This is a genomic window from Streptomyces sp. NPDC057702, from assembly GCF_042799315.1.
Lineage (GTDB): Bacteria > Actinomycetota > Actinomycetes > Streptomycetales > Streptomycetaceae > Streptomyces.
On the sequence record NZ_JBHVJC010000001.1, the window covers coordinates 100933 to 123150 of the forward strand.

General features: G+C 75.1%; 11 protein-coding genes, 2 pseudogenes and 1 CRISPR repeat array (1 of these 14 only partly in view). Of the genes and pseudogenes, 8 read left to right on the top strand and 5 right to left on the bottom strand.

Annotated features, from left to right (window positions below; all coding sequences use genetic code 11):
• A CRISPR array of direct repeats spans positions 1 to 362; the repeat unit is 29 nt; unit sequence CTGGTCCCCGCACACGCGGGGATGGTCCC (it extends 155 nt beyond the left edge of the window).
• A gap of 117 nt (positions 363 to 479) precedes the next feature.
• Positions 480 to 1031: a cupin domain-containing protein gene (locus ACFVFR_RS00425; protein ID WP_383696377.1), complete on the bottom strand. Its 552-nt coding sequence runs from the start codon at positions 1029 to 1031 to the stop codon at positions 480 to 482.
• 563 nt (positions 1032 to 1594) lie between these two features.
• Here ACFVFR_RS00425 and ACFVFR_RS00430 point away from each other — a divergent pair.
• Entirely contained in the window at positions 1595 to 2044 is a 450-nt protein-coding gene (locus ACFVFR_RS00430) for a hypothetical protein (protein WP_383696833.1), read from the top strand.
• 366 nt (positions 2045 to 2410) lie between these two features.
• Here ACFVFR_RS00430 and ACFVFR_RS00435 read toward each other — a convergent pair.
• Positions 2411 to 2557, bottom strand: a pseudogene (locus tag ACFVFR_RS00435) (DUF4157 domain-containing protein); the annotation flags it as partial.
• Positions 2558 to 2605: 48 nt separating this feature from the next.
• On the opposite strand from ACFVFR_RS00435, the gene ACFVFR_RS00440 reads away from it, so the two are divergent.
• Together ACFVFR_RS00440 and ACFVFR_RS00445 are read left to right on the top strand one after the other, a co-directional pair.
• Positions 2606 to 5890: an FAD-binding and (Fe-S)-binding domain-containing protein gene (locus ACFVFR_RS00440; RefSeq protein WP_383696379.1), complete on the top strand. Its 3285-nt coding sequence runs from the start codon at positions 2606 to 2608 to the stop codon at positions 5888 to 5890.
• A 1113-nt stretch (positions 5891 to 7003) separates the two neighbouring features.
• Positions 7004 to 8143, top strand: a complete 1140-nt coding sequence (locus ACFVFR_RS00445; protein ID WP_383696381.1) for a hypothetical protein — start codon at positions 7004 to 7006, stop codon at positions 8141 to 8143.
• 241 nt (positions 8144 to 8384) lie between these two features.
• Here the strand turns inward: ACFVFR_RS00445 and ACFVFR_RS00450 are convergent, their stop codons facing one another.
• The 3 genes from ACFVFR_RS00450 to ACFVFR_RS00460 form a co-directional block, all read right to left on the bottom strand.
• A complete protein-coding gene (locus tag ACFVFR_RS00450) occupies positions 8385 to 10004 on the bottom strand; it encodes a SulP family inorganic anion transporter (protein ID WP_383696384.1) in 1620 nt (539 codons plus the stop codon).
• A 117-nt stretch (positions 10005 to 10121) separates the two neighbouring features.
• The gene (locus ACFVFR_RS00455; RefSeq protein ID WP_383696386.1) at positions 10122 to 10730 is read right to left on the bottom strand and encodes a carbonic anhydrase; all 609 of its coding nucleotides are present in this window, start codon (positions 10728 to 10730) and stop codon (positions 10122 to 10124) included.
• A gap of 456 nt (positions 10731 to 11186) precedes the next feature.
• Complete coding sequence (locus ACFVFR_RS00460) at positions 11187 to 11579, bottom strand: hypothetical protein (RefSeq protein ID WP_383696388.1); 393 nt, start codon at positions 11577 to 11579, stop codon at positions 11187 to 11189.
• 1090 nt (positions 11580 to 12669) lie between these two features.
• Between ACFVFR_RS00460 and ACFVFR_RS00465 the strand changes: the two are divergent.
• The 5 genes and pseudogenes from ACFVFR_RS00465 to ACFVFR_RS00485 form a co-directional block, all read left to right on the top strand.
• Positions 12670 to 13464 (top strand): annotated as a pseudogene (locus tag ACFVFR_RS00465) (TIGR03084 family metal-binding protein); the annotation flags it as partial.
• Positions 13465 to 14487: 1023 nt separating this feature from the next.
• Complete coding sequence (locus tag ACFVFR_RS00470; protein WP_383696787.1) at positions 14488 to 16479, top strand: acyclic terpene utilization AtuA family protein; 1992 nt, start codon at positions 14488 to 14490, stop codon at positions 16477 to 16479.
• The gene (locus tag ACFVFR_RS00475) at positions 16476 to 18074 is read left to right on the top strand and encodes an acyl-CoA carboxylase subunit beta (RefSeq protein WP_383696390.1); all 1599 of its coding nucleotides are present in this window, start codon (positions 16476 to 16478) and stop codon (positions 18072 to 18074) included. Before ACFVFR_RS00470 ends, ACFVFR_RS00475 begins: the two co-directional genes overlap by 4 nt.
• Before the next feature lie 78 nt (positions 18075 to 18152).
• On the top strand, positions 18153 to 20297 hold the full coding sequence (locus tag ACFVFR_RS00480; protein WP_383696393.1) for a biotin carboxylase N-terminal domain-containing protein: 2145 nt from the start codon (positions 18153 to 18155) through the stop codon (positions 20295 to 20297).
• A gap of 120 nt (positions 20298 to 20417) precedes the next feature.
• Entirely contained in the window at positions 20418 to 21581 is a 1164-nt protein-coding gene (locus ACFVFR_RS00485; RefSeq protein ID WP_383696395.1) for an acyl-CoA dehydrogenase family protein, read from the top strand.
• Positions 21582 to 22218: the final 637 nt, after the last annotated feature.

The following is a 22218-nucleotide window of genomic DNA, read 5'->3' on the forward strand; positions in this document are numbered from 1 at the left end:
AGAAGCATCGCTGCTCCAGACCATAGCTCTGGTCCCCGCACACGCGGGGATGGTCCCCTGGACGACACCTTCGTGCACCAGCCGGGCTACTGGTCCCCGCACACGCGGGGATGGTCCCGCGGTCACCTCCGTCGCGGACGGGTCGGCGTACTGGTCCCCGCACACGCGGGGATGGTCCCGGCGGTGTCACGTACGAGAACCTGGGCGTCGACTGGTCCCCGCGCACGCGGGGATGGTCCCCGCGCGCAGCACGTCGTCGTCGCCGGAGCCCGCTGGCCCCCGCGCACGCGGGGATGGTCCTTCGCACATTCCACATTCGGTGGAAGCGGCGAACTGGTCCCCGCGCACGCGGGGGTGGCCCCGGTACAGCACTCCCGGCAAGAACCCTGCCGGGAGTGCTGCTCACGGTCCACCTGGTTTACACGCCTCGTCCAGGGAGGGAGCACCGGAGCGGGACGCACGGCACACCGCCGCCGGTACTAGACGCCTCCGCCGTCCGCCCGCGCCTCCGCCTCCCCCGCGTCCCGCTCGAAGTCCTCGGCGAAGTAGCTGTCGTGGCGGACACGGAATCCCTTCAACTCTTCGCCGCCGCGCTGGGTCACCTCCGCGACCCGCTCGAAGTACTCCTCGCGCGGGGCGCCAGGAGAGAAGAGCATGAGCATGGACATGGGCTCGTCGGTGGTGTTCTTGAACGCGTGCAGGCCGCCGACCGGGACGTACAGGAAGTCGCCCGCGCGGCCGGTCACCCACTTCTCGCCGTTGTAGAGCTCCAGCTCGCCGGAGAGAACGTAGAAGGACTCCGACATCGCCCGGTGGAAGTGGGTCTTCGCGCCAGCCGAACGCGCCCCCAACTCCACCTTGTACAGCCCGAACTCTCCGCCGGTGGAGTCGTTCGTGGCGAGATAGTGGGTGGAGCCGCCGGGCGAGGAGAGGTCCGGGGGCGTGTCGGCCGGGCGGAAGACGGCGTTCACCTCGCCCCGCTCACCGTGGTAGCGGGGCTCCGGGTAGGCGAGGGGTTCCAGGTACGACATGGCGTACTCCTTCTCGACGGGCTCGACGGATCGTGACCCGCATCGTCTCCCCGCCCACCGGCCCCCGACATCGGCCCCCCGACCGGACCTGCCCCGCCCCCGGACCAGGGCCGAAGTCCTAGTCCCACCCGAGCGAAGACCACCCCCCGGCCCTGGACGAGAGCGAGCGGCGGAACCGGGCGACTCGCCCCCACCCACCCGCCAACCCGCCGTCACCACCGGGCGGGAATCCGCGGCACCTGCTTCGCCACCGCCCCGGGCGCGCCCCCACCCCAGCACGTCCGCTTCGGGAACGCGCGCACTCGGTCCCGGCGGCTCGGCGTCGTCCCGGGGCGGCGCCCGGGGGAGGCGGGGGCGGCGTCGGCCGGCCCTCGCTGGCGGGCCGAAAATCGGTGGAGGCCGGTGGGCGGTGGCCGTTACCGTCCTTGCGCCCACTGTCATCAGGTCAAGGACATGCCGTTGTACTGCGAGTGAGTTCCCCCGAACGCTGATCCGTCGCGCGTCGCCCGAGTGCGCCGCGCCGCTTTCCGCTGCGGTCCTCTCACTGAAACCGGTGTCTCTCTGTGTCCACGAACTCGGTGTCCACGAACCGGGTGGCCCCGCCCACCTGCCTGCCCGCCGCCCGTCACCACCGCCCGGGCTGCGGCTGCGCGTACGCCCCGGCGTACGCCGCGCTGCCCGCTCCCACGCGCCGGGTGACCGGCCGCGCCCGGCCCCCGTACCCGCGCCACCCGTTCGCCGTCCTGGAGCGGCTGGGCGTGCGGTCCGTACGCCTGGAGTCGTTGGGCCGGCGACGCCTGGCCCTCCCGCGGCTGAGCGTCCGACCGGCGTACGGCTCGACGCCGTGGCGGCGCGCGACGGGCGGCGCGCACCGGGCCGACCGGCCGGCCTGGCAGTCGCCGTACGGGCCGGCCTCCCGTCGGTCCCACCGGGGCCGCTGGGTCCCCGAGCCCGGCGTGGGCAAGTCCCTGCCCACGGCCCGGCCCAGCTACCTGTGTGACCGCTGCGGCTGACCACGAACGCGGCCCGGGGGCCGGCCGCACGGCGCGGCCGGCCCTCGGCGTCGAACGCCCCCGGGCTCGCGTCCGGCACTGGGCCCGGGGCGGCCCCCGACCTCGATCGCGCGCGGCGGATGGGGCGACCCGTTCGGCGCACCGGGTCGAGCACCTGCCGGGTGGGCCTGGGGCCGGCCGGGCAGGCGCGGGGCCGTCGGGGTGACCGGCCGTCTCGGGGGTCCGCGTTCGCTTCGGCGGCCCGTCCGTACCGTCCACGGGGTCACTGACCCGCGACCCGCCGCCGTTGTCCGTGCGCGCCACCGGGCCGGAACGTCGCTGGACGACGTGGGTGAGTTCGGGGGTCAGCGCGTGCCTGTCCCGGCCACCGTCGCCGAGGAACACATGGCTGCCGGAGGTGTACGCGTGGGCTCCGCCGGCCGCCGAGACGCTGGTCGCGCTGTCGTCGTACACGCGGACGTCGGGGAGGTCGGCACCGGCCCCCCACCCCCACCCGACGGCGCGAGCCGACATCCGTGTGCCGGGACGTGACGCGTGGGGCCGGGCGGGCACCCTGGGGGTATGGCGCGAGAGCGGAACGAACCGGGTGCGGGCGACGGGCACCGAGCGGGCGACGGGCGGCGAACGGGTGCGGGCCACCGAGCGGGTGGCGGGCGGGGAACCGGTGGGAGCGGGGTGCCGCGTGGGGGCGGGGTGGTGCGTGGTGCGGGGGAGGGGCGGGAGGTGGTCGCCGCGCTGCGGGCGGCCGTGCGGGGGGAGGTGGCGGACGACACGACCGCCCGCGCGCTGCACACGATGGACGCCTCCAACTACCGCCGCGTCCCGCTCGCCGTCGTCGCCCCGCGCGACGCGGACGACATCGCCGCCGCGCTGGCCGTCTGCCGCGAGCACGGCGTACCGGTCGTACCGCGCGGCGGTGGCACCTCGATCGCCGGGCAGGCCACCGGCGTCGGCGTCGTCCTCGACCTGGCCCGGCACCTGAACCGGATCGTCGCCCTCGACCCCGAGGCCCGTACCGCCGTCGTCCAGCCCGGCGTCATCTGCGACGACCTGCGCTCGGCCGCCGCGCCACACGGCCTGACGTTCGGCCCCGACCCCTCCACGCACGACCGCTGCACCATCGGCGGCATGATCGGCAACAACTCCTGCGGGTCGCACTCGGTGGCGTGGGGCACCACCGCCGACAATGTGCGCGAACTGGAGGTGCTGCGGTACGGCGGCGAGCGGGTGCGGCTGGCCCGGGGCGGGCTGGCCGAGTTGCCGGGGCCGTTGCGGGAGGGGCTGCGGGGCCTGGTCGACGGGGACCTGGCGCTGTTGCGGACCGGGTTCCCCGAGCTGCCCCGCCGCATCTCGGGGTACGCGCTGGACGAGCTGCTCCCCGAGCGCGGCGGGGACCTGGCGCGGGCCTTCACCGGCAGCGAGGGCACCCTCGGCGTGGCCAGCCAGGCGACGGTGCGCCTGGTGCGGGCGCCGGCCGCGCGGGTGCTGGCGATCCTCGGGTACGCCGACGAGAACGCCGCCGCCGACGCGGCCAGCACCTTGCTGCCGTACGGCCCGCTCACCGTCGAGGGCATGGCCGCCGACCTGGTCGGGCCACGGGCCGCCGCGTCCCTGCCCCGGGGCGCGGCCTGGCTCTTCGTGGAGCTGGGCGGCGAGAGCCCCGCGCGGGCGCGCGCGCACGCCGCCGCGCTGCTGCGCGCCGCGTCGGCCGAGGCCACGGGCAGCACCGTCATCACCGACCCGGCCCACCAACGCGCCCTGTGGCGTGTCCGCGAGGACGCCGCCGGCACCGCCACCCGCATGCCCGGCGACGCGGGCGCGGCCCCGGCCGAGGCGGGGGGCCCGGTCGGCGGCGAGGCGTGGCCGGGGTGGGAGGACTGCGCGGTGCCCCCCGCGCGGCTGGGCGCCTACCTGCGCGACTTCCGCGCCCTGCTCGGCCAGCACGGGCTGCGCGGCACCCCGTACGGGCACTTCGGCGACGGCTGCATCCACGTACGCGTCGACTTCGACCTGCTCACCGCTCCCGGCATCGCCCGCTACCGCGACTTCTCGTACGACCTGGCCGAACTGGTCGTGGCGCACGGCGGCTCGCTGTCGGGCGAACACGGCGACGGGCAGGCGCGCGCCGAACTGCTGCCGAAGATGTACGGCGACGAACTCGTCCGACTCTTCGAGCGGTTCAAGGACCTGTGGGACCCGGACGGCGGGATGAACCCGGGCATGCTGGCCCGGCCGCACCGCATCGACGAGAACCTGCGGTTCGCGGTGCTGCCACGCGAGCCGGTGGACGTGGCGTTCGGCTACCCGGAGGACGGCGGCGACTTCTCCGCCGCCGTACGCCGCTGCGTGGGCGTCGCCAAGTGCCGTACGACCACCGCCGCCGGCTCCGGTGTCATGTGCCCCTCCTTCCGCGTCACCGGTCAGGAGCGGCACTCGACGCGGGGCCGGGCCCGGCTGCTGCACGAGATGCTGGCCGGTGAGATCGTCACGGACGGCTGGCGCTCCACCGAGGTACGCGACGCGCTCGACCTGTGCCTGTCCTGCAAGGGCTGCCGCAGCGACTGCCCGGTCGGCGTGGACATGGCCACCTACAAGGCGGAGTTCCTGCACCACCACTACGCGGGCCGGGTGCGCCCGGCCGCGCACTACGCCATGGGCTGGCTGCCGGTGTGGCTGCGGGCCACCGCCGCCCTGCGGCTGGCGCCGCTCGCGGGCGCGGCGACCCGGCTGGGCCCACTCGCCGCACTGGCCAAGCGAGTTGGCGGGATCGCCCCGGAGCGCGACCTGCCGGTACCGGCGAGCGAGTCCTTCCCCCGCTGGTGGCGCGCGCGGGCCCGGGCCCACCGGGCGGCGGACCCGGGGCGGGACGGGTCACCGGGGCGCGGTGGGTCACCGGGCGCGTCCCGGCTGCGGGAGGGGGCGCGGCCTGCCCTGGTGGGGAAGGGGAGCCCGCCGGAGGACGAGAAGGAACGGCGGGAAGGGAGGGGACGGCCGGAGGGGAAGGGACGGCGGGAAGAGGTGGAGGCGCGGGCGACCGTCGTGGTGTGGCCCGACACGTTCACCAGCTACCTCTCACCGAGCGTGGGGCGGGCCGCCGTCGCGGTGCTTGAGGACGCGGGGCTGCGGGTCGTGGTGCCGCCCACCGGGCCGGGCCGGCCACTGTGCTGCGGCCTGACCTGGGTCTCCACCGGTCAACTCGACCGGGCGAAGGCGGTCATGCGGCGTACGGTGGCCGCGCTGGCCCCGGCGCTGGACGCGGGGCTGCCGCTGGTCGTCCTCGAACCCAGCTGCGCCGCCGCGCTGCGCGGCGACCTTCCCGAACTCCTCGGCCCGGACACGCCCGACGCGGCGCGACTCGCCGCGTCCGTACGCACCTTCGCGCAGGTCCTCGAAGAGTTCGCGCCGGACTGGGTCCCGCCCCGCGTGGACCGACCCGTCGTCGGCCAGACCCACTGCCACCAGCACGCGGTCCTCGGTGACACGGCCGAGCGCGCGCTCCGTGAGCGGGCCGGCCTGACCGGCGAACTCAGCGGCGGCTGCTGCGGTCTGGCCGGCAACTTCGGCTTCGAGGCCGGCCACTACGACGTCTCCGTCGCCTGCGCCGAGGAGTCCCTGCTCCCCGCCGTACGCGACCGCCCGGCCGATGCGGAGGTCCTGGCCGACGGCTACTCCTGCCGCACCCAACTCCACCAACTCGCCGACCACCCCGCCCGGCACCTGGCGGAAGTGCTGGCGGACGCGCTGTCGCGGCGGCGGCCATCCGGTGAGCCGACTGGGCCGATCGAGCCGACTGGGCCGTCTGGGCCGATGGCGGGCGGGTCGCCCGTCGACGGGTCGGGCGGATGACCTACCGCCAGCGGTGACCACTGGCGCGGTGACCACTGACGGCGAGACGTCGTCCGAGTTTGGTGCTGGTGCTGGTGCTGGTGCCGGGGCTGGGGCCGGTGCGCCAGGTGGGTGGGCCCCCCGTTGCCAGGGCGCCGACGGGTCGCCCCCGGCGCGGGAGCGCCGCGTCGCGACCGCCGAGCCGGTCACGAGGACGAGGGCTTCCGCCGCCAGGAGGTGGGTGACGGTCCAGGTCGGGCCCCCGACCGTCCCGTCCCGAAGACCGGCCCTCCCGACTCAGCCGTGGGGTGGTCTCGACGGCGACCACGCCCGGAATCACCAGTGGGGAGGGCAGGCGACGGAGTGGCCGGCCGGGGCCGGAGCCAGCGTGGGAGAGATGCCCGGCGAGCCCGTGGAGCGGACCCGGAAGGGTGGCGAAGACGCACCACGCCGCGATCACGGACAGGAACTCGCGCCGGTCGAGGAGACCGGCCGTGGGGGCCGGGTCGTGGAAGTGTGGTGCTCTGAAGCCGCCTTGCGTCGCCTTCGTCGCATGGGAGGCGACGACGGTCACCACGAGGGCGCCCCAGGCCGTGAGGGCCGCCCCCCTTCCTGGACCGTGCCGCCCCTCCGGCGGCGAAGGCGACGAACGCGTACAGCCACCCCGCGACAAGGGTGGGGCTCACCGCGCGCTACCGCACCGCCCGTCGACTCCAGGCGCGGCCCGACCACCCCGCCGGCCAGCCCGAACGCGAGCCGGAGCGCGATGTTCGCAAGAGGGAGAGCGCACGTGCCAGACCTCGGTACGGGCGGCGGGAAGAGTCGCGGGGGTTCGCAGGGTTGTCCGGCAGACTCCTCGGCGGGGGCCGGGCCCGGTGTTCGACCGACATCGGGTGCGTGTGGCCGGTGGGCCGAACACGGGGCGGTTCCCCGAGGAGGACTTGACCTCAACCTTGGTTCAACTCCCAGGATGGAGGCCATCCGCGCCGCACCCCGGTCCGCTGGTCAGCGCGCGCGTGCCTCGCTCACGGCAGGGGACGGCAAGGGCGAGGCCGCGCGACACCCGGGCCCGGGGAGCGGCGCGGCCTCGCGCCGGCGACGGCGCGTACCACCCGGACGACGAGGAGACCGGTGATGACCGCAGCCGACCAGCCGCCCACCCCGACCGACCCGAACGCCTCCGCCGAGCCCGCTGCTCCGGTCGACCCGCCCGCCGCCACGGGGCCAACCCCTCCGACCGCCCCGGGCGCTTCCGCCCAGCCAACTCTTCCGACGGTCGATCCGAACGCCTCCACCGAACCAACTCTTCCGACGGCCGGCTCGGCCGCCCCCACCGGGTCAACCCTTCCGGTCGGCGCGGTGGGTTCGGCCGGGGCTCGCCCCGCGCCCGCGTTTCCCGACGCCGCGCGGGCCGACGCGGGGTTGGCGACGTTCAGCACCTGGCGGGTGGGCACGCCCGAGCGGCAGCGGGCGGCCGTGGACGCGATCGCCGCCGCCTGGGAGCGGCTGCCCTGGCCCACGCCCGACCTGCTGGGTTACAGCGTGTACACCGCGACCGACGGCGAGACGCTGGCGCACTACGCGCAGTGGACGAGTGAGGCGGCGTACGAGCGGTACGCGGCCACTCGGTCGCAGGCCACGCACCTGGCCGCGATCGACGCCGCCGTGCCGGGGATCGAGCGGGTGGGGGTGACCCCGTACCGGCTCTACCGCACCGCCCGCACCCCGGGCGCGCGCGAGACGTCGGCGCCGGGCGCCGTGATCGCGGTGGACATCGAGTTCGACGGGCCGGACGAGGCGCGGCTACGCCGCTGGGTGGACGGCTGGTTCGACGGGGACGAGCCGGAGGTGGACGACTTCGACGGCCTGCTGGCGGCCCACTTCCACGTGAGCGTGGACGGCACCCGGGTGCTCAACTACGCGGAGTGGGTCAGCGTCCAGGCCCACGTCGAGGCGCTGGCCGCCCTCCACGCGACCCACGACGACCAGCCGGCCGAGCCCACGGACCCCGACGCGCGGCGTATCGACGCCGAAGCGCGTACCGACGCCGAGCCCGGCGCACGCACGGCCCCCGACGCCGAAGCGCGTACCGACGCCGACTCCGAGGTCGGCGGCCCTGGCAGCGACGCCAACCAGCCCGATCCCGAACGGGCTGGGCGGGCGGGTGTCGAAGGCGACCAGTGGGACAACCAGTTGGCCTTCCCCGGCCTGACGTCCACCAGCTTCCGGCGCTACCGCCTGAGCTGGAGCGCCACCGCCCCCGCCTCTGGCTGAGCCCGACGCGGTCGCCACCGAAGCGCTCCCGCTCGCCGAGTCGCCGGGCGCGATGCCGTGCTCGGCGGGTGCCCCCGTCATCCACACCCGCCACCCGGCGCCCGTGTACGAACCGCACCCGCCACTCACACGCACACCCAGCGCACGCGCACGAACCGGGCCCGGCATCCCGTGCCGGACCCGGCCCGTGGTGTGGCCCCGCCCCCGGGGGGAAGCGGGGGCGGGGCCGGTCGGGGGAGGGTCAGGCGGTCACCCGCTCCCGCTCCTGGTCGGAGGGCTTGGCCGGCCCGTCGGCCGCGCCCTCGCCGGCCGTCTTGGCCCCTTCGCCCCCTTCGGCCCCGTCGGCCGGTTCGGTGGTCCCGACGGACGCGGTGACCTCGGCGCCGGTCGTGCCGGCCAGCCGCGCCTCGGCCGCGATGCGGACCGGGACGGTGCCCTCGTCGTTGTGCCGCTCGGCCCAACCCGTCAGGGCCGTGCCGCACGCGTGGTCGAGGTGGCGCAGGCCCGCCAGGTCCAGTTCGATGGGCCGGTCGGCCGGCAGTGACTCCAGCGCGTCGAGCATCTTCGGCAGCCGCAGGAACGTGGCGTTGCCGGTGAGGGAGACGCGGATGGCGCCGCTGGGTGTCTCCCTGACCTCGGTGTGGATGTGCGAGGTCTCCCACGCCGTCTTGATCACCGACAGGGCCAGGCCGATCAGTACACCCTCGAACATGTTGACCGCCACGATGGAGACGGCCGTCACGCCCAGGATGATCGCCTCGCCCCGGTGCTTGCGCCACATCGGCACCAGGTGCCCCAGCGGCAGCAGCTTCCAGCCCGCGTGCACCAGGACGCCCGCGAGCGCGGCCAGCGGGATCAGCCCGATGACGGCCGGCAGCAGCGCGGCGAACAGCAACAGCCACACGCCGTGCAGCACCCGGGACGCCTTGGTGGCGGCCCCGGCGTGCACGTTGGCCGAGCTGCGGACGATGACCGCCGTCATCGGCAGCGCGCCCAGGACGCCACAGAGCGTGTTGCCCGCGCCCTGCGCCATCAGCTCCTTGTCGTAGTCGGTACGCGGACCGTCGTGCAGCCGGTCCACGGCGGCGGCGCTGAACAGGCTCTCGGCCGACGCGATCAGGGTGAAGGCCACGATCGTGCCGATCAGCCCGACCTGCGCCAGGTCGGCGAAGTCGCCGCCGCCCGGCACGTTCACCGAGTCCAGCAGACCCTGCACCTTGACCTTGGCGATCGACAGGTCGGCCAGCGCGGTGACACCCGTGGCCAGGACGACGGCGACCAGCGCGCCGGGCACCACCCGCGCCTTGGCGGGCAGCCGTGGCCACAGGGCCAGCACCGCGACGACCCCGGCGCCGACCGCGAACGCGACCAGCGCGTCCGTGCTCCCGGCTATGTCACCGACCAGGCCGGGCAGCCCGGTTATCTTGTCCAGCCCGGTCTTGGGCGCGGGCATGTCGCCCATGGCGTACAGCTGGCCGGCGATGATGACCAGCCCGATGCCGGCGAGCATGCCCTCGACCACCGAGAGCGAGATGGCCCGGAACCAACGCCCGAACCCGAGCGCGCCCAGGGCGAGTTGCGCCAGCCCGCTGGCCAGCACGATGACGCCGAGGGCGCCGAGTCCGTACGTTTCGACCGCCTCGTAGACGAGTACGGTCAGGCCTGCGGCCGGGCCGCTGACCTGGAGGCTGCTGCCGGGCAGCATGCCGGTGAGCAGCCCGCCGACGATGCCGGTGATCAGCCCCACCTCGGCCGGGACGCCGGAGGCGACGGCCACGCCGACACACAGCGGCAGGGCGACGAGGAAGACGACGAGTGAGGCGGCGACGTCACGCCGCAGGGTGAGGGCGGTGGGGCGCATGGTGTCCTCGCGATGCGGTTCGCCGCGGCTCGCCGGCCCGGGGCCGGGAGCTGCGGGAGGTCGGAAGGGGGGAGAGGGGGCGGGGGAAGCGGCCGGGGGTCGGCCGCTGGCCGGCGCTCACAGCGGGCGGAACGCGTCGGAGGACGCCTCGTGCGCGAGCACCGCGCCCGTGTGCACCTCGTAGAACCAGCCGTGCAGGCCGATCGTGCCGGCCGCGAGCCGCCGGGCGACGCACGGGTAGCCGCGCAACCGCTCCAACTGGGCCAGTACGTGCGCCTGGACCGGGAGGGCGACCTCCGGGCCGTGGTCGCCGGGCTCCAGCGGTCCGTGTGGGCCGGTCGGCGAATGCGTGGCCTGGGTGAGCCAGTTGGAGACGGCCGGCACGGCGGCCAGGTCCTCGCCGCGCACGAGCGCGCCGACGGCCCCGCAGTGCGAGTGGCCGCAGACCACGATGTCCGCGACGCCCAGCACCTCCACCGCGTACTCGATGGTGGCCGTCTCGCCGCTGGGGCGTTCGGCGCGGTACTCGGGAACGATGTTGCCCGCCGTGCGGAGTTCGAAGAGCCCGCCCGGGCGGGCGCCGGTGATCAGCGACGGGATGACCCGGGAGTCGGAGCACGTGATGAACAGCGCCTCCGGCGACTGCCCGGCGGCCAGCGCGGCCAGGTCGGCGCGCCGGTGGAGCTGATCGTGGAAGGTGCGGGCGTGGTCGATGAGGGATTTCATGTCAGTTGCCTCCTGCGCTGAATGAGGGTGCGCATCGGTACGAACTGGCGCGTTCGAAGCGAACGGAACTCAGGGGAGTGAAAGGGGGCCCAGCGAAACCGTCCCGAGCGGGAGAGCGGTCGCCCCAGGGGCGGCCGGCGTGCGACCCGGGAGAGAGCACCGATGTGGGGGCCGCGGTACGGCCATCCTCACCGGTCGCCTCCGCGCCCGGATGGGGCGCGCGGGAGTCGCCGGGGGCATGCGGTGGCACGCCCGCGGCGCGGGTAGCGCACGTGGGGGGTTACGGGAGCTCGGAAGGGAGCTGGGGGGAGCGGACCGCCGCTCGGGCCGGACACCACGCGCGGCCGGATACACGGCCGCCTCGCGAGGCCACGGGGCACGACAGTGGGCCCGGCGCGGATCGCGAACTGGGTCCGGGCCGGATGCGCACCGGTCCGGGGCTCTTACGCCGTCATCTCAGCAGCGAAAGACCTGGAGCATGACGGGCAACGACGCTCTGCGTTCCGGGTGTTGCCCACGGGACGCGCAGTCCGGGCCGCCCGGGCCCGGTGCGCCGCACGGACGCGCGGCGAGGTTCACGGGCGTCGAACTGCACTGCCGGAAGGTCGGCGGAGGCGTCTGCGTCGCGCCGTACCGGCCCGGTGCGGACGACCGGGCGGGCAACTCCTCGCCCTGCCGCTGCTGGCGCGGGCTGTCCTCACAGAGCTTGACGGTCTCCGCGAGCTGCCCGGCGCTGGTCGAGCTGGCCGGTCCGGTCGCGGACGCCTGGGCGGTGGGGGCACTCAGCAACACGGCCAGCATGGCGCCGATGACGGCCGCCAGCAGGCTTCGCGCTGCCCAGTTCCGCATCGCCGCACCGCCCTTGTCCGAGAGTCAGGAGACCTGTAGAAAACGCCCGCCGCGTAAGGGGCGTCCCCGGCTCATGCCCAGGACGAACAGCGTATAGCCCGACGCTCGCACACGCGCGCGCGCCGAAGTGAACGTCTCGTTTCCGCGCTGTGCCACCCGGCTGGTATCCGACTCCTTACGCGCCTTATGACCTGGGCGTATGAGGATTCTGGTGGGGCAACTACGCGCAAATGGCGGCAAGTTGTCATCGGAGTGCCGAGTGGGGTGGTGTCGGAAAGTCGCCGTGACGTCGCCCACCTGCCCTTATTCAGCCACGGAGTTCGCCCGAATCCTTTCGCCTGGCCGCGACTGTGGGCCGATAGGGGCTGCGATAGGGGCCAGCGCCGGCTGAGCCGGGCGAGCGGCGTGGGGCCGCGCGAGGTGAACGAACAATGCAATCACGCTTGCTTGTTTCCTGGTGTGGTGTCACTCTCGATGCCGGCGCCGGGGCCCGGCGCCGACGCGCGCCGCACCATTCCGGATACCGCTCACCGCACGCCGCTGGACGCCCCCCGCACGCCACTCGCGGGCCCGCCGCCGCGAGCCCGTCCACCGACCCCGCGCCCCCGAATCTCCGGGGCCGACGCCGCCGCGATTCCCGCCAACCCGCCGTTCCGCGCACCTCGTCACCCCGCCCGCTCCGCCGCCTGGTCAACCCGCCGTCCCGCCGTCGTCCCGTTCCGGCGACCGGCCTCCGCCGCAGTCCCGGCCGGCCTCCGCCCGATCCGAGCCGATACGACCACTCTTCGACCCGCCGCGCGCCGGGGCGGGCCGGGGGCGGTGGCCGAACGGGCCGTTCCGCTCTCGGCCGGCCGGTTCCCGGTCATCCGGTGGGTGGGGGGTGTGGGGCGGGGTTGTGGGGTGTGCGGGGGTGGGGCGCGCGGTGGGAGTGGTGGCCGGTGGCGGGGGCTGCGGAGCGGGTCGGCGCTGGTCGGGTCGGGTGCGTCGGGGGCGCCCCGGCGGGCCGGGCCGGGTCGGGGGATCGCGCTGGTGGGGACGAACGACTCGTTCGGCGCTCGGGGGCGGCGAGTTGGTGGGGTTGGTGGCATCGATGGGTTTTACGGGAACGAAGAGGGGAGAGCGCACTGTGGCCGAGACCGCCGCCCTGCTCACCGACCTGCGGGTCGAGGGGGAGGCCCTGGACGCGCTGGTCGCCGGGCTCGACCCGGCCCAGTGGGCCCTGCCGACGCCCGCCGCCGGCTGGACCATCGCGCACCAGATCGCCCATCTGGCCTGGACCGACGCGCGGGCGAGCGAGGCCGCCAACGCGCCGGAACTGTTCGCGCGGGAGGCCGAGAAGGCCCGCGCCACGCCGGACCGCTTCGTCGACGAGGGCGCGGCGGCCGGCGCGATCGAGCCACCGGACGTCCTGTTGGCGCGCTGGCGCTCCGGCCGGACAGCGCTGGCCGACCTGCTCGCCGCGCTGCCCGAGGGTGCCAAGCTGCCGTGGTACGGCCCGCCGATGGGGGCGGCCTCGATGGCCACCGCCCGGCTCATGGAGACCTGGGCGCACGGCCAGGACGTGGCCGACGCGCTCGGCGTACGCCGCCAACCCACCGCACGGCTGCGGCACGTCGCCCACATCGGCGTCCGGGCCCGGGACTACGCGTACGCCATACGTCAACTCACCCCACCGGCAATGCAGTTCAGGGTCGAGCTGATCGCCCCGGACGGCTCGCTGTGGACGTACGGGCCAGCCGACGCCACGGAGCGCGTGAGCGGGCCCGCGTTGGACTTCTGCCTGCTGGTCACGCGGCGGGCACACCGCGACGACCTGGCCCTGTCCGCCCACGGCGCCGAGGCCCACCGCTGGCTCGACATCGCCCAGGCGTTCGCCGGCCCACCCGGCGCGGGGCGCGCCGCCGTGTCCGGTGTATCCGGTGTGGCTGGTGGGCCCGGTGTGGTGGCCGGCCCGTTCGGTGGGCCCAACCCTTCCGAGGCGCCCGGCGCTCCCGGGGAGGCGCTCAACTCTTCTGGTGGGCCCGGCCCTACTGGTGAGCTCAACTCTCCTGGTGGGGCGGATTCACCGGGGGAGCGCGTCCCGGTAGCCGAGCCGGGTCCGCCTGGCGCGTCGGACCCTTCGGGTGAGCCCGCCCCGCCCCGTACGCCCGACCCGCTCGTCGTGCCGGGGTTGGCCACCGGGTCTGGCTTGGCTACCGGGTCGGACCTGGCCTCCGGGCCAGACCCCACCGCCACGTCGGGCTCGGCGATCGCGTCGGGCTCCGCAACCGCGTCGGGCTCGGGCGGCGGGCCGGGGTCGGCCACCAGGCCGAGCCAGGCCGCCACGTCGGGTTCGGCGTTCGGGCCGAGCTCGGCCACCACGCCAAGCCAGGCCACCGTGCCCAGCTCGGCGATCGCGTCGTGTTCAGCCGCCGCATTGGGCTCGGCCGCCACGCCGGACTCGACCCACACGCCAAGCCCGGCCGGCGGGCCGGACTCAGCCACCACGCCGGACTCAGCCACCACGCCGGACTCGGCCCACACGCCAAGCCAGGCCACCACGCCAAGCCAGGCCACCGTGCCCAGCTCGGCGATCGCGTCGGGTTCAGCCGCCGCATTGGGCTCGGCCACCACGCCGGACTCGGCCCTCATGCCAAGCCCGGCCGGCGGGCCGAGGTCGGCCACCACGCCGGACTCAGCCACCACGCCAGACTCAGCCACCACGCCAAGCCCGGCCACCACGCCGGGCCCGGCCACCACGTCGGGCTCGCCCCACACGCCAAGCCCGGCCACCACGCCGGACTCGGCCACGTCGCCAGGCCCGGTCGCCCCGTCGGTGTCGGGGCGGTCCCGGTCGGGGGTCGCCTCGGGGTGGGGTCGGGGGGTTGGCTCGGTTGGGGGGCCGGGCTCGGGTGGCGTCGTTCGGCCGCTGCGGATCGGTAACGCCTCCGGGTTCTACGGTGACCGGTTCGACGCGTTGCGGGAGATGCTCACCGGGGGGCCGCTGGACGTGGTGACCGGGGACTATCTCGCCGAGTTGACCATGCTCATCCTCGGTCGGGACCGAATGAAGGACCCGGGCCGTGGGTACGCCAGGACCTTTCTGCGGCAGTTGGAGGAAGGGCTTGGTCTCGCGGTGGAGCGCGGCGTACGGATCGTCGCCAACGCGGGTGGGCTCGCGCCGGCCGCGCTGGCCGAGGCGGTACGCGACCTCGCCGCCCGGGCCGGGGTCGCGGTCCGCGTGGCGCACGTGGAGGGTGACGACGTGCTGGCGCGGGCGCACCGCGAGGGGTGGGGCGCGAATGCGCTGACCGCCAACGCCTATCTCGGCGGTGCGGGTATCGCCGCCTGTCTGCGCGCTGGCGCCGATGTCGTAGTCACCGGTCGCGTCACCGACGCCGCCCTGGTCAGCGGGCCCGCCGCCGCGCACTTCGGGTGGGCGCCCGACGACTGGGACGCGCTGGCCGGGGCCGTGGTCGCCGGCCACGTCCTGGAGTGCGGCGCGCAGGCCACCGGCGGCAACTACGCCTTCTTCACCGAACACCTGGCCCGCGGCCCCGCCCCCGACACCGCCGAACCCTTCCCCCGGGGCCCCGCCCCGGAGACCGCTGGACCCGCCTCCCCCGGCCCCGTCCCCGACACCGCCGAACCCTTCTCCCCGCGGCCCGGCCTGGGGACCGCCACCCGACCCGCCGACCCGCCACCCCCGCCCGAGGACACCCCGCGACCCGCCGACCCGCCGGCGGCGGGGGCACCCGCCCCCGGTACGGCCCGCCACCCCGCCGGGGAGGGCGCCGGCGTACGCCCCAGCCGGCCCGACCACCCCGACCACCCCAAACGGCCCGACCGCCCCTACCGCCCCGGGTTCCCGGTCGCCGAGATCCACCACGACGGCTCGTGCGTGATCACCAAGCATCCCGGGACCGGCGGGGCCGTCACCGTCGAGACCGTCACGGCCCAACTCCTCTACGAGACGCAGGGGGCGCGCTACGCGGGGCCCGATGTGACCGCGCGGCTCGACACGGTGCGCCTGGCTCAGGAGGGGCCCGACCGGGTGCGGGTCAGCGGGGTGCGCGGGGAGGCGCCGCCGCCCGATCTCAAGGTCGGGCTGACCCGGCTGGGGGGTTGGCGTAACGCGGTCACCTTCGTGCTGACCGGGCTGGACGTCGAGGCCAAGGCCGCCCTCGTACGCGAGCAGGTCGAGGACGCGCTCACCGGGCGGCGGCCGGCCGAGGTGCGGTGGTCGCTGGCTCGGACCGACCACCCGGACGCGGCCGTGCAGGAGGAGGCCAGCGCGCTGCTGCGGCTGGTGGCGCGCGATCCGGAGCTGGAACCGGTGGGGCGCGCGCTCGGAGCCGCCGCCGTCGAACTCGCCCTGGCCAGCGTGCCCGGCTTCCACGTCACGGCCCCGCCCGGCGAGGGCGCCCCGTACGGCGTGTTCGAGGCGGCCTACGTGCCCGCCGCCAGCGTGCCGCACACGGCGGTGCTGCCCGACGGCGCGCGCCTGACCGTCGACCCGCCGGCGCACACCCGTGGGCTGGCACCGCTGGACGCGCCGCCGCTCCCCGCGCCGTTGCCACCCGACCTGCCAACCCGCCGCGCGCCGCTCGGCCTGGTCGTCGGGGCCCGCAGCGGCGACAAGGGCGGCAGCGCCAACATCGGCGTCTGGGCGCGTACGGACGCCGGCTGGCGCTGGCTGGCCCACGAGCTGACCGTGGAGCGGCTGCGCGAGTTGCTGCCCGAGGTGGCCGGGCTGCCCGTCACCCGGCATGCGCTGCCCGCGCTGCGCGCGCTGAACTTCCTGGTCGACGGGTTGCTCGGCGAGGGCGTCGCGGCGCAGGCGCGGTTCGACCCGCAGGCCAAGGCCGTCGGCGAGTGGCTGCGCGCCCGGCGACTGGAGATACCGGAGGTGTTGTTGTGACCGTCTTCGCGTCGGCGCTCGATGTGACCAGCGCCGAGTACGCCGCCAACCGGGCGGCGATGCTCGACAAACTCGCCGAGGTGGCAGCCGAACACGCCAAGGCGATCGGCGGCGGCGGAGAGAAGTACGTCGCCCGGCACCGTGCGCGCGGCAAGTTGCTGGCCCGCGAGCGGATCGAGCTGCTCGTCGACCCGGACACGCCCTTCCTCGAACTCTCCCCGCTCGCCGCCTGGGGCAGCGACTACGCCGTGGGCGCCGCGCTGGTCACCGGTATCGGCGTGGTCGCGGGCGTGGAGTGCCTGATCACGGCCAACGACCCGACGGTACGCGGCGGCGCCAGCAACCCGTGGACGTTGAAGAAGGCGCTGCGGGCCAACGAGATCGCCCGCGCCAACCGGCTGCCGTGTCTCTCGCTGGTCGAGTCCGGCGGCGCCGACCTGCCCAGCCAGAAGGAGATCTTCATCCCCGGGGGCGCCCTGTTCCGGGACCTCACGCGGCTGTCGGCGGCCGGCATCCCCACCGTGGCCGTGGTGTTCGGCAACTCGACGGCCGGTGGCGCGTACGTCCCCGGCATGTCCGACCACACGATCATGGTCCGGGAGCGGGCGAAGGTCTTCCTCGGCGGTCCGCCGCTGGTCAGGATGGCCACCGGCGAGGAGAGCGACGACGAGTCGCTCGGCGGCGCCGACATGCACGCCCGCGTTTCCGGACTCGCCGACTACTTCGCCGTGGACGAGCGGGACGCGCTGCGCCAGGCCCGCCGCGTCGTGGCCCGGCTCAACTGGGTCAAGGCCCACGCCGATCCGCCGCCCGCCAACCCGCCGAAGTACGCCGAGGAGGAGTTGCTGGGCATCGTGCCCGGCGACCTGAAGGAACCCTTCGACCCGCGCGAGGTGATCGCCCGACTCGTGGACGGCTCGGACTTCGACGAGTTCAAGCCGCTGTACGGGCCGAGCCTGGTCACCGGCTGGGCCACCCTGCACGGCTATCCGGTGGGTGTCCTGGCCAACGCGCGCGGCGTGCTCTTCTCCGCCGAGTCGCAGAAGGCCGCCCAGTTCATCCAACTCGCCAACCAGCGCGACACCCCGCTGATCTTCCTGCACAACACCACCGGCTACATGGTCGGCAGCCAGTACGAGCAGGGCGGGATCATCAAACACGGCGCCATGATGATCAACGCGGTGTCCAACTCGACCGTCCCCCATCTGTCCGTGCTGGTCGGAGCCTCGTACGGGGCCGGGCACTACGGCATGTGCGGGCGGGCGTACGACCCGCGCTTCCTGTTCGCCTGGCCCAGCGCCAAGTCCGCCGTGATGGGTCCGCAGCAACTCGCCGGCGTGCTGTCCATCGTCGCCCGCGCCTCGGCCGCCGCGAAGGGTCAGCCGTACGACGAGGAGGGGGACGCCGCGCTGCGCGCCATGGTGGAGCGGCAGATCGAGTCCGAGTCGCTGCCGATGTTCCTGTCGGGCCGGCTCTACGACGACGGCGTGATCGACCCGCGCGACACCCGCACCGTCCTCGGTCTGTGCCTGTCGGTCGTGCACGGCGCGCCGGTCGAGGGCGTACGCGGCGGCTTCGGCGTCTTTCGGATGTGAGGCGGCGGTGGACCCCGTGGACGTGAGGCGGCCGTGACCGCGCCAGTGACCGCACCAGTGATCGGAGCCGAGGCACCCGTGATCACCACCCTGCTCGTCGCCAACCGCGGCGAGATCGCCCGCCGTATCTTCCGCACCTGCCGTGAGCTGGGCATCGCCACCGTCGCCGTCTTCTCGGACGCCGACGCGGACGCCGCGCACACCCGCGAGGCGGATACGGCCGTACGGTTGCCGGGCGCCGCCCCCGCCGACACCTATCTCCGGGGCGACCTGCTCGTACGGGCCGCGCTGACCGGTGGCGCGGACGCCGTCCACCCCGGTTACGGCTTCCTCTCCGAGCGCCCCGACTTCGCCCGCGCCGTTCTGGCCGCCGGCCTGACCTGGGTCGGCCCGCCGCCGGAGGCGATGGCCGCCATGGCGTCCAAGACCCGGGCCAAGAAGCTGATGGCCGACGCGGGCGTGCCGCTGCTCGCCCCGGTCGAACCCGCCGAGGCCACCGAGGCGGACCTGCCGCTGCTGGTCAAGGCGGCGGCGGGCGGCGGCGGACGCGGCATGCGCCTGGTACGCGAACTCGACGCCTTGCCAGCCGAGGTGAAGGCGGCGCGGGCCGAGGCGGTCTCGGCGTTCGGTGACGGCGAGGTGTTCGCCGAGCCGTACGTGGAGCGCGGGCGCCATGTCGAGGTGCAGCTCCTCGCGGACGCGCACGGCACGGTGTGGGTGCTCGGCACCCGGGACTGCTCGCTCCAGCGCCGCCACCAGAAGGTCATCGAGGAGGCCCCGGCCCCCGCCCTACCGGCCGGGCTGCGCGCGGCGCTGCACGAGGCCGCGACCCGGGCGGCCACCGCGATCGACTACCGGGGCGCGGGCACCGTCGAATTCCTCGTCTCTCCGCAGGGCCGTGGCTACTTCCTGGAGATGAACACCCGACTCCAGGTCGAGCACCCGGTCACCGAGTGCGTCTACGGACTCGATCTCGTCGCCTGGCAACTGCGCGTCGCCGAGGGCCACCCGCTGCCCGCCACCCCGCCCGAACCCACCGGGCACGCGGTGGAGGCCCGCCTGTACGCCGAGGACCCGGCCCGCGACTGGCAGCCGCAGACCGGCCCGATCCACCGCTTCGACCTGGGCCCGGCCGGACGGGAGGGGGCGGGCGGGGCCGCGACGGGACGCGCGGCGGGCGCCGGGCCGGCGGGCGGGGCCGGGCTGTCGGGCGGAGCGTGGCCCGCTGCCGGGCCTCGGGTGGACTCCGGGTTCGAGGCCGGCGACACCGTGGGCGTCCACTACGACCCCATGCTGGCCAAGGTCATCACCTGGGCCCCGACCCGCGCGGAGGCGATCCGCCAACTCGCCCACGCCCTGGAGCGGGCCCGGCTGCACGGCCCGGTCACCAACCGCGACCTGCTCGTCCGTTCCCTGCGGCACCCGGAGTTCGTCGCCGCCGACATCGACACCGGCTTCTACGACCGTCATCTCGCCGACCTGACGGCCCCGCCGGACGAGTCGGGCGTACGGCTGGCCGCTCTGGCCGCCGCGCTGGCCGACGGCCAGGGGCGCTCCCGCCTCGGCGGCGCTTGGCGCAACGTGCCGTCCCAGCCGCAGACCAAGACCTACCGCGCCGAGCCGGACGGCACGGACCACGAGGTCCGCTACCAACTCTCCCGCGCGGGTCTGACCGTCGAAGGGTTGCCTGACCCGCGGTTGGTCTTGGCCACCCGGGACCTGGTCGTCCTGGAGGTGGCCGGCGTGCGGCGGCGGTTCGCGGTGAGCGCGTACGAGGACGGGACGGTGTACGTCGACGTACCGCCGCTGTCGCCGCGTGGGGCCCGCCCGGCGGGGGAGGCCGCGCCGGCCGGCACGCCGACCACCGAGGCCCCGGCCCCGCCCCCCATTCCAGCCCCGGTCCCGGTCACGCCCTCGGTCGGGTCCCCGGTCCCGACCCGCCAACCCGCCGCGTACGTCTTCACCGCGCTGCCGCGCTTCCCCGATCCCGCCACCCGTGCCGAGCCCGGTTCGCTGCTCGCGCCTATGCCCGGCACCGTCGTCCGACTCGCCGACGTGGCCGAGGGCGAGCCGGTGCGGGCCGGACAGCCGCTGCTGTGGCTGGAGGCGATGAAGATGGAACACAAGATCACCGCGCCGGCCGCCGGCACCCTGACGGCCCTGCGCGTGACGCCGGGCCAACAGGTGGAGGTCGGCGCCCTGCTCGCCGTCGTCTCCACCTGATCACCCCGGAGGGGCGTGCCCGCGTGCCCGCGCCAGGGCCCCGCCCCGCCCCGTACGCCCGACGCGTACCCCGCCCCGTCTCGTACGGCACCCCGCACCGCTTCGAGGAGGACCACCCCCATGACCGACGCCCTGATCGAATCCGAGGAACACCGCGCGCTGCGCTCCGCCGTCGCGGCGCTGGGCCAGCGTTACGGCCGCTCGTACATGGACTCCGTCGTCCGCGCGGGCCAGCAGCCCGTCGAACTGTGGGCGGAGGCAGGCGCGTTGGGCTATCTCGGGGTCAACCTGCCGGAGGAGTACGGCGGCGGGGGCGGCGGGATCGTCGAACTCTCCATCGTCCTGGAGGAGTTGGGCGCGGCGGGTTGCCCGCTGCTGCTGATGGTCGTCTCGCCCGCCATCTGCGGCACCGTCATCGCCCGCTTCGGCACCGAGGAGCAGAAACGGGCCTGGCTGCCGGGGCTGGCCGACGGCTCGCGCACGATGGCGTTCGGCATCACCGAGCCCGACGCGGGGTCGAACTCGCACCGCATCACCACCACCGCCCGTCGGGACGGTGACGGCTGGGCGCTCACCGGCCGCAAGGTCTTCATCTCCGGTGTGGACGTCGCCGACGCGACGATGATCGTCGGCCGCGCGGAGGACGCCCGCACCGGCAAGCTCAAGCCGTGCCTGTTCATCGTGGACCGGGACACCCCGGGTTTCGGCTACCGGCAGATCCCGATGGAGGTGTCGGCGGCGGAGAAGCAGTTCGAGCTGACCCTCGACGAGGTGCGGTTGCCGGCCGGCGCGCTGGTCGGCGACGAGGACGCCGGTCTCCTCCAACTCTTCGCCGGCCTGAACCCGGAGCGGGTCATGACGGCCGCCTTCGGCCTCGGCATGGCGCGGTTCGCGATCGCCCGCGCCGTCGAGTACGCCAGCACCCGTCAGGTCTGGCAGGCGCCGATCGGCACCCACCAGGCCATAGCCCACCCGCTGGCCCAGGCGCACATCGAGGTGGAACTGGCCCGGCTGATGATGCGCAAGGCGGCCGTCCTCTACGACGCGGGCGACGACATGGCGGCCGGTGAGGCGGCCAACATGGCGAAGTACGCGGCGGGCGAGGCCACCGTGAACGCCGTCGACCAGGCCGTGCACACCCTCGGCGGCAACGGGCTCGCCTCGGAGTACGGCCTGGCGTCGCTGATCACCGGCGCGCGGGTCGTCCGTATCGCGCCGGTCAGCCGCGAGATGATCCTGAACTTCGTCTCCCACACCACGCTGGGCCTGCCCAAGTCGTACTGACCCACGTGCCCCGTACGGCCTGTATGACCTGCCTGGCCCGTATGGTCCGCGTGTTCTGTGGATCCCGAGTATCCCGCCGGGTACGCACCGCTCGCCGGGGGGGCGCGGGGTGGTGGGCGTCCGGGGCGGGGCCCGTGGTGGTCCGGGGCGGAGGTCGGGGGTGCCCGGGAGTGGGAGTCCGTGCGTGTAGGGGGCAGCGGTCGGAGTGCTACGGGTTGGGGCTCGGGGTCGTACGGGTTGGGGGCTCGTGGTCGTACGGGTCGGGTACGGGGTGCCCGGGATCGAGGCTCCGGGATGCGTGCTCCGGGGAACCAGTGGGGCCCGCAGGCCATCAACCTCAACGAGCGCCCGAGCGCTTCCGCCGCCCCCGGCGCGCCCCGTGCGCTGACGTGGCGAGTTGAATAGGTTCTTCCGTCCACCGCCCGCGCCGGCACCTCGCCGATCCCACCCGAGACGAAGGCCGACCGCCGACCAGCCCCGCCCACCCCGCCAGCCCGACCCCAGCCACCCACAACCCACCCAGCGGTACGCACCCACCCACAACCCACCCACAACCCACCCGCCACCAAGCAGCCAGCCGCGAGGCGACAAGCCGCGACCGAACCAGCCGAGAGCGACAGACCCAGCCCGCCGCGAG

Coding starts and splice junctions, on each gene's coding strand:
- ACFVFR_RS00425 (WP_383696377.1), bottom strand. CDS start 1,031: ATGTCGTACCTGGAACCCCTCGCCTACCCGGAGCCCCGCTACCACGGT.
- ACFVFR_RS00440 (WP_383696379.1), top strand. CDS start 2,606: ATGGCGCGAGAGCGGAACGAACCGGGTGCGGGCGACGGGCACCGAGCG.
- ACFVFR_RS00445 (WP_383696381.1), top strand. CDS start 7,004: ATGACCGCAGCCGACCAGCCGCCCACCCCGACCGACCCGAACGCCTCC.
- ACFVFR_RS00450 (WP_383696384.1), bottom strand. CDS start 10,004: ATGCGCCCCACCGCCCTCACCCTGCGGCGTGACGTCGCCGCCTCACTC.
- ACFVFR_RS00455 (WP_383696386.1), bottom strand. CDS start 10,730: ATGAAATCCCTCATCGACCACGCCCGCACCTTCCACGATCAGCTCCAC.
- ACFVFR_RS00460 (WP_383696388.1), bottom strand. CDS start 11,579: ATGCGGAACTGGGCAGCGCGAAGCCTGCTGGCGGCCGTCATCGGCGCC.
- ACFVFR_RS00485 (WP_383696395.1), top strand. CDS start 20,418: ATGACCGACGCCCTGATCGAATCCGAGGAACACCGCGCGCTGCGCTCC.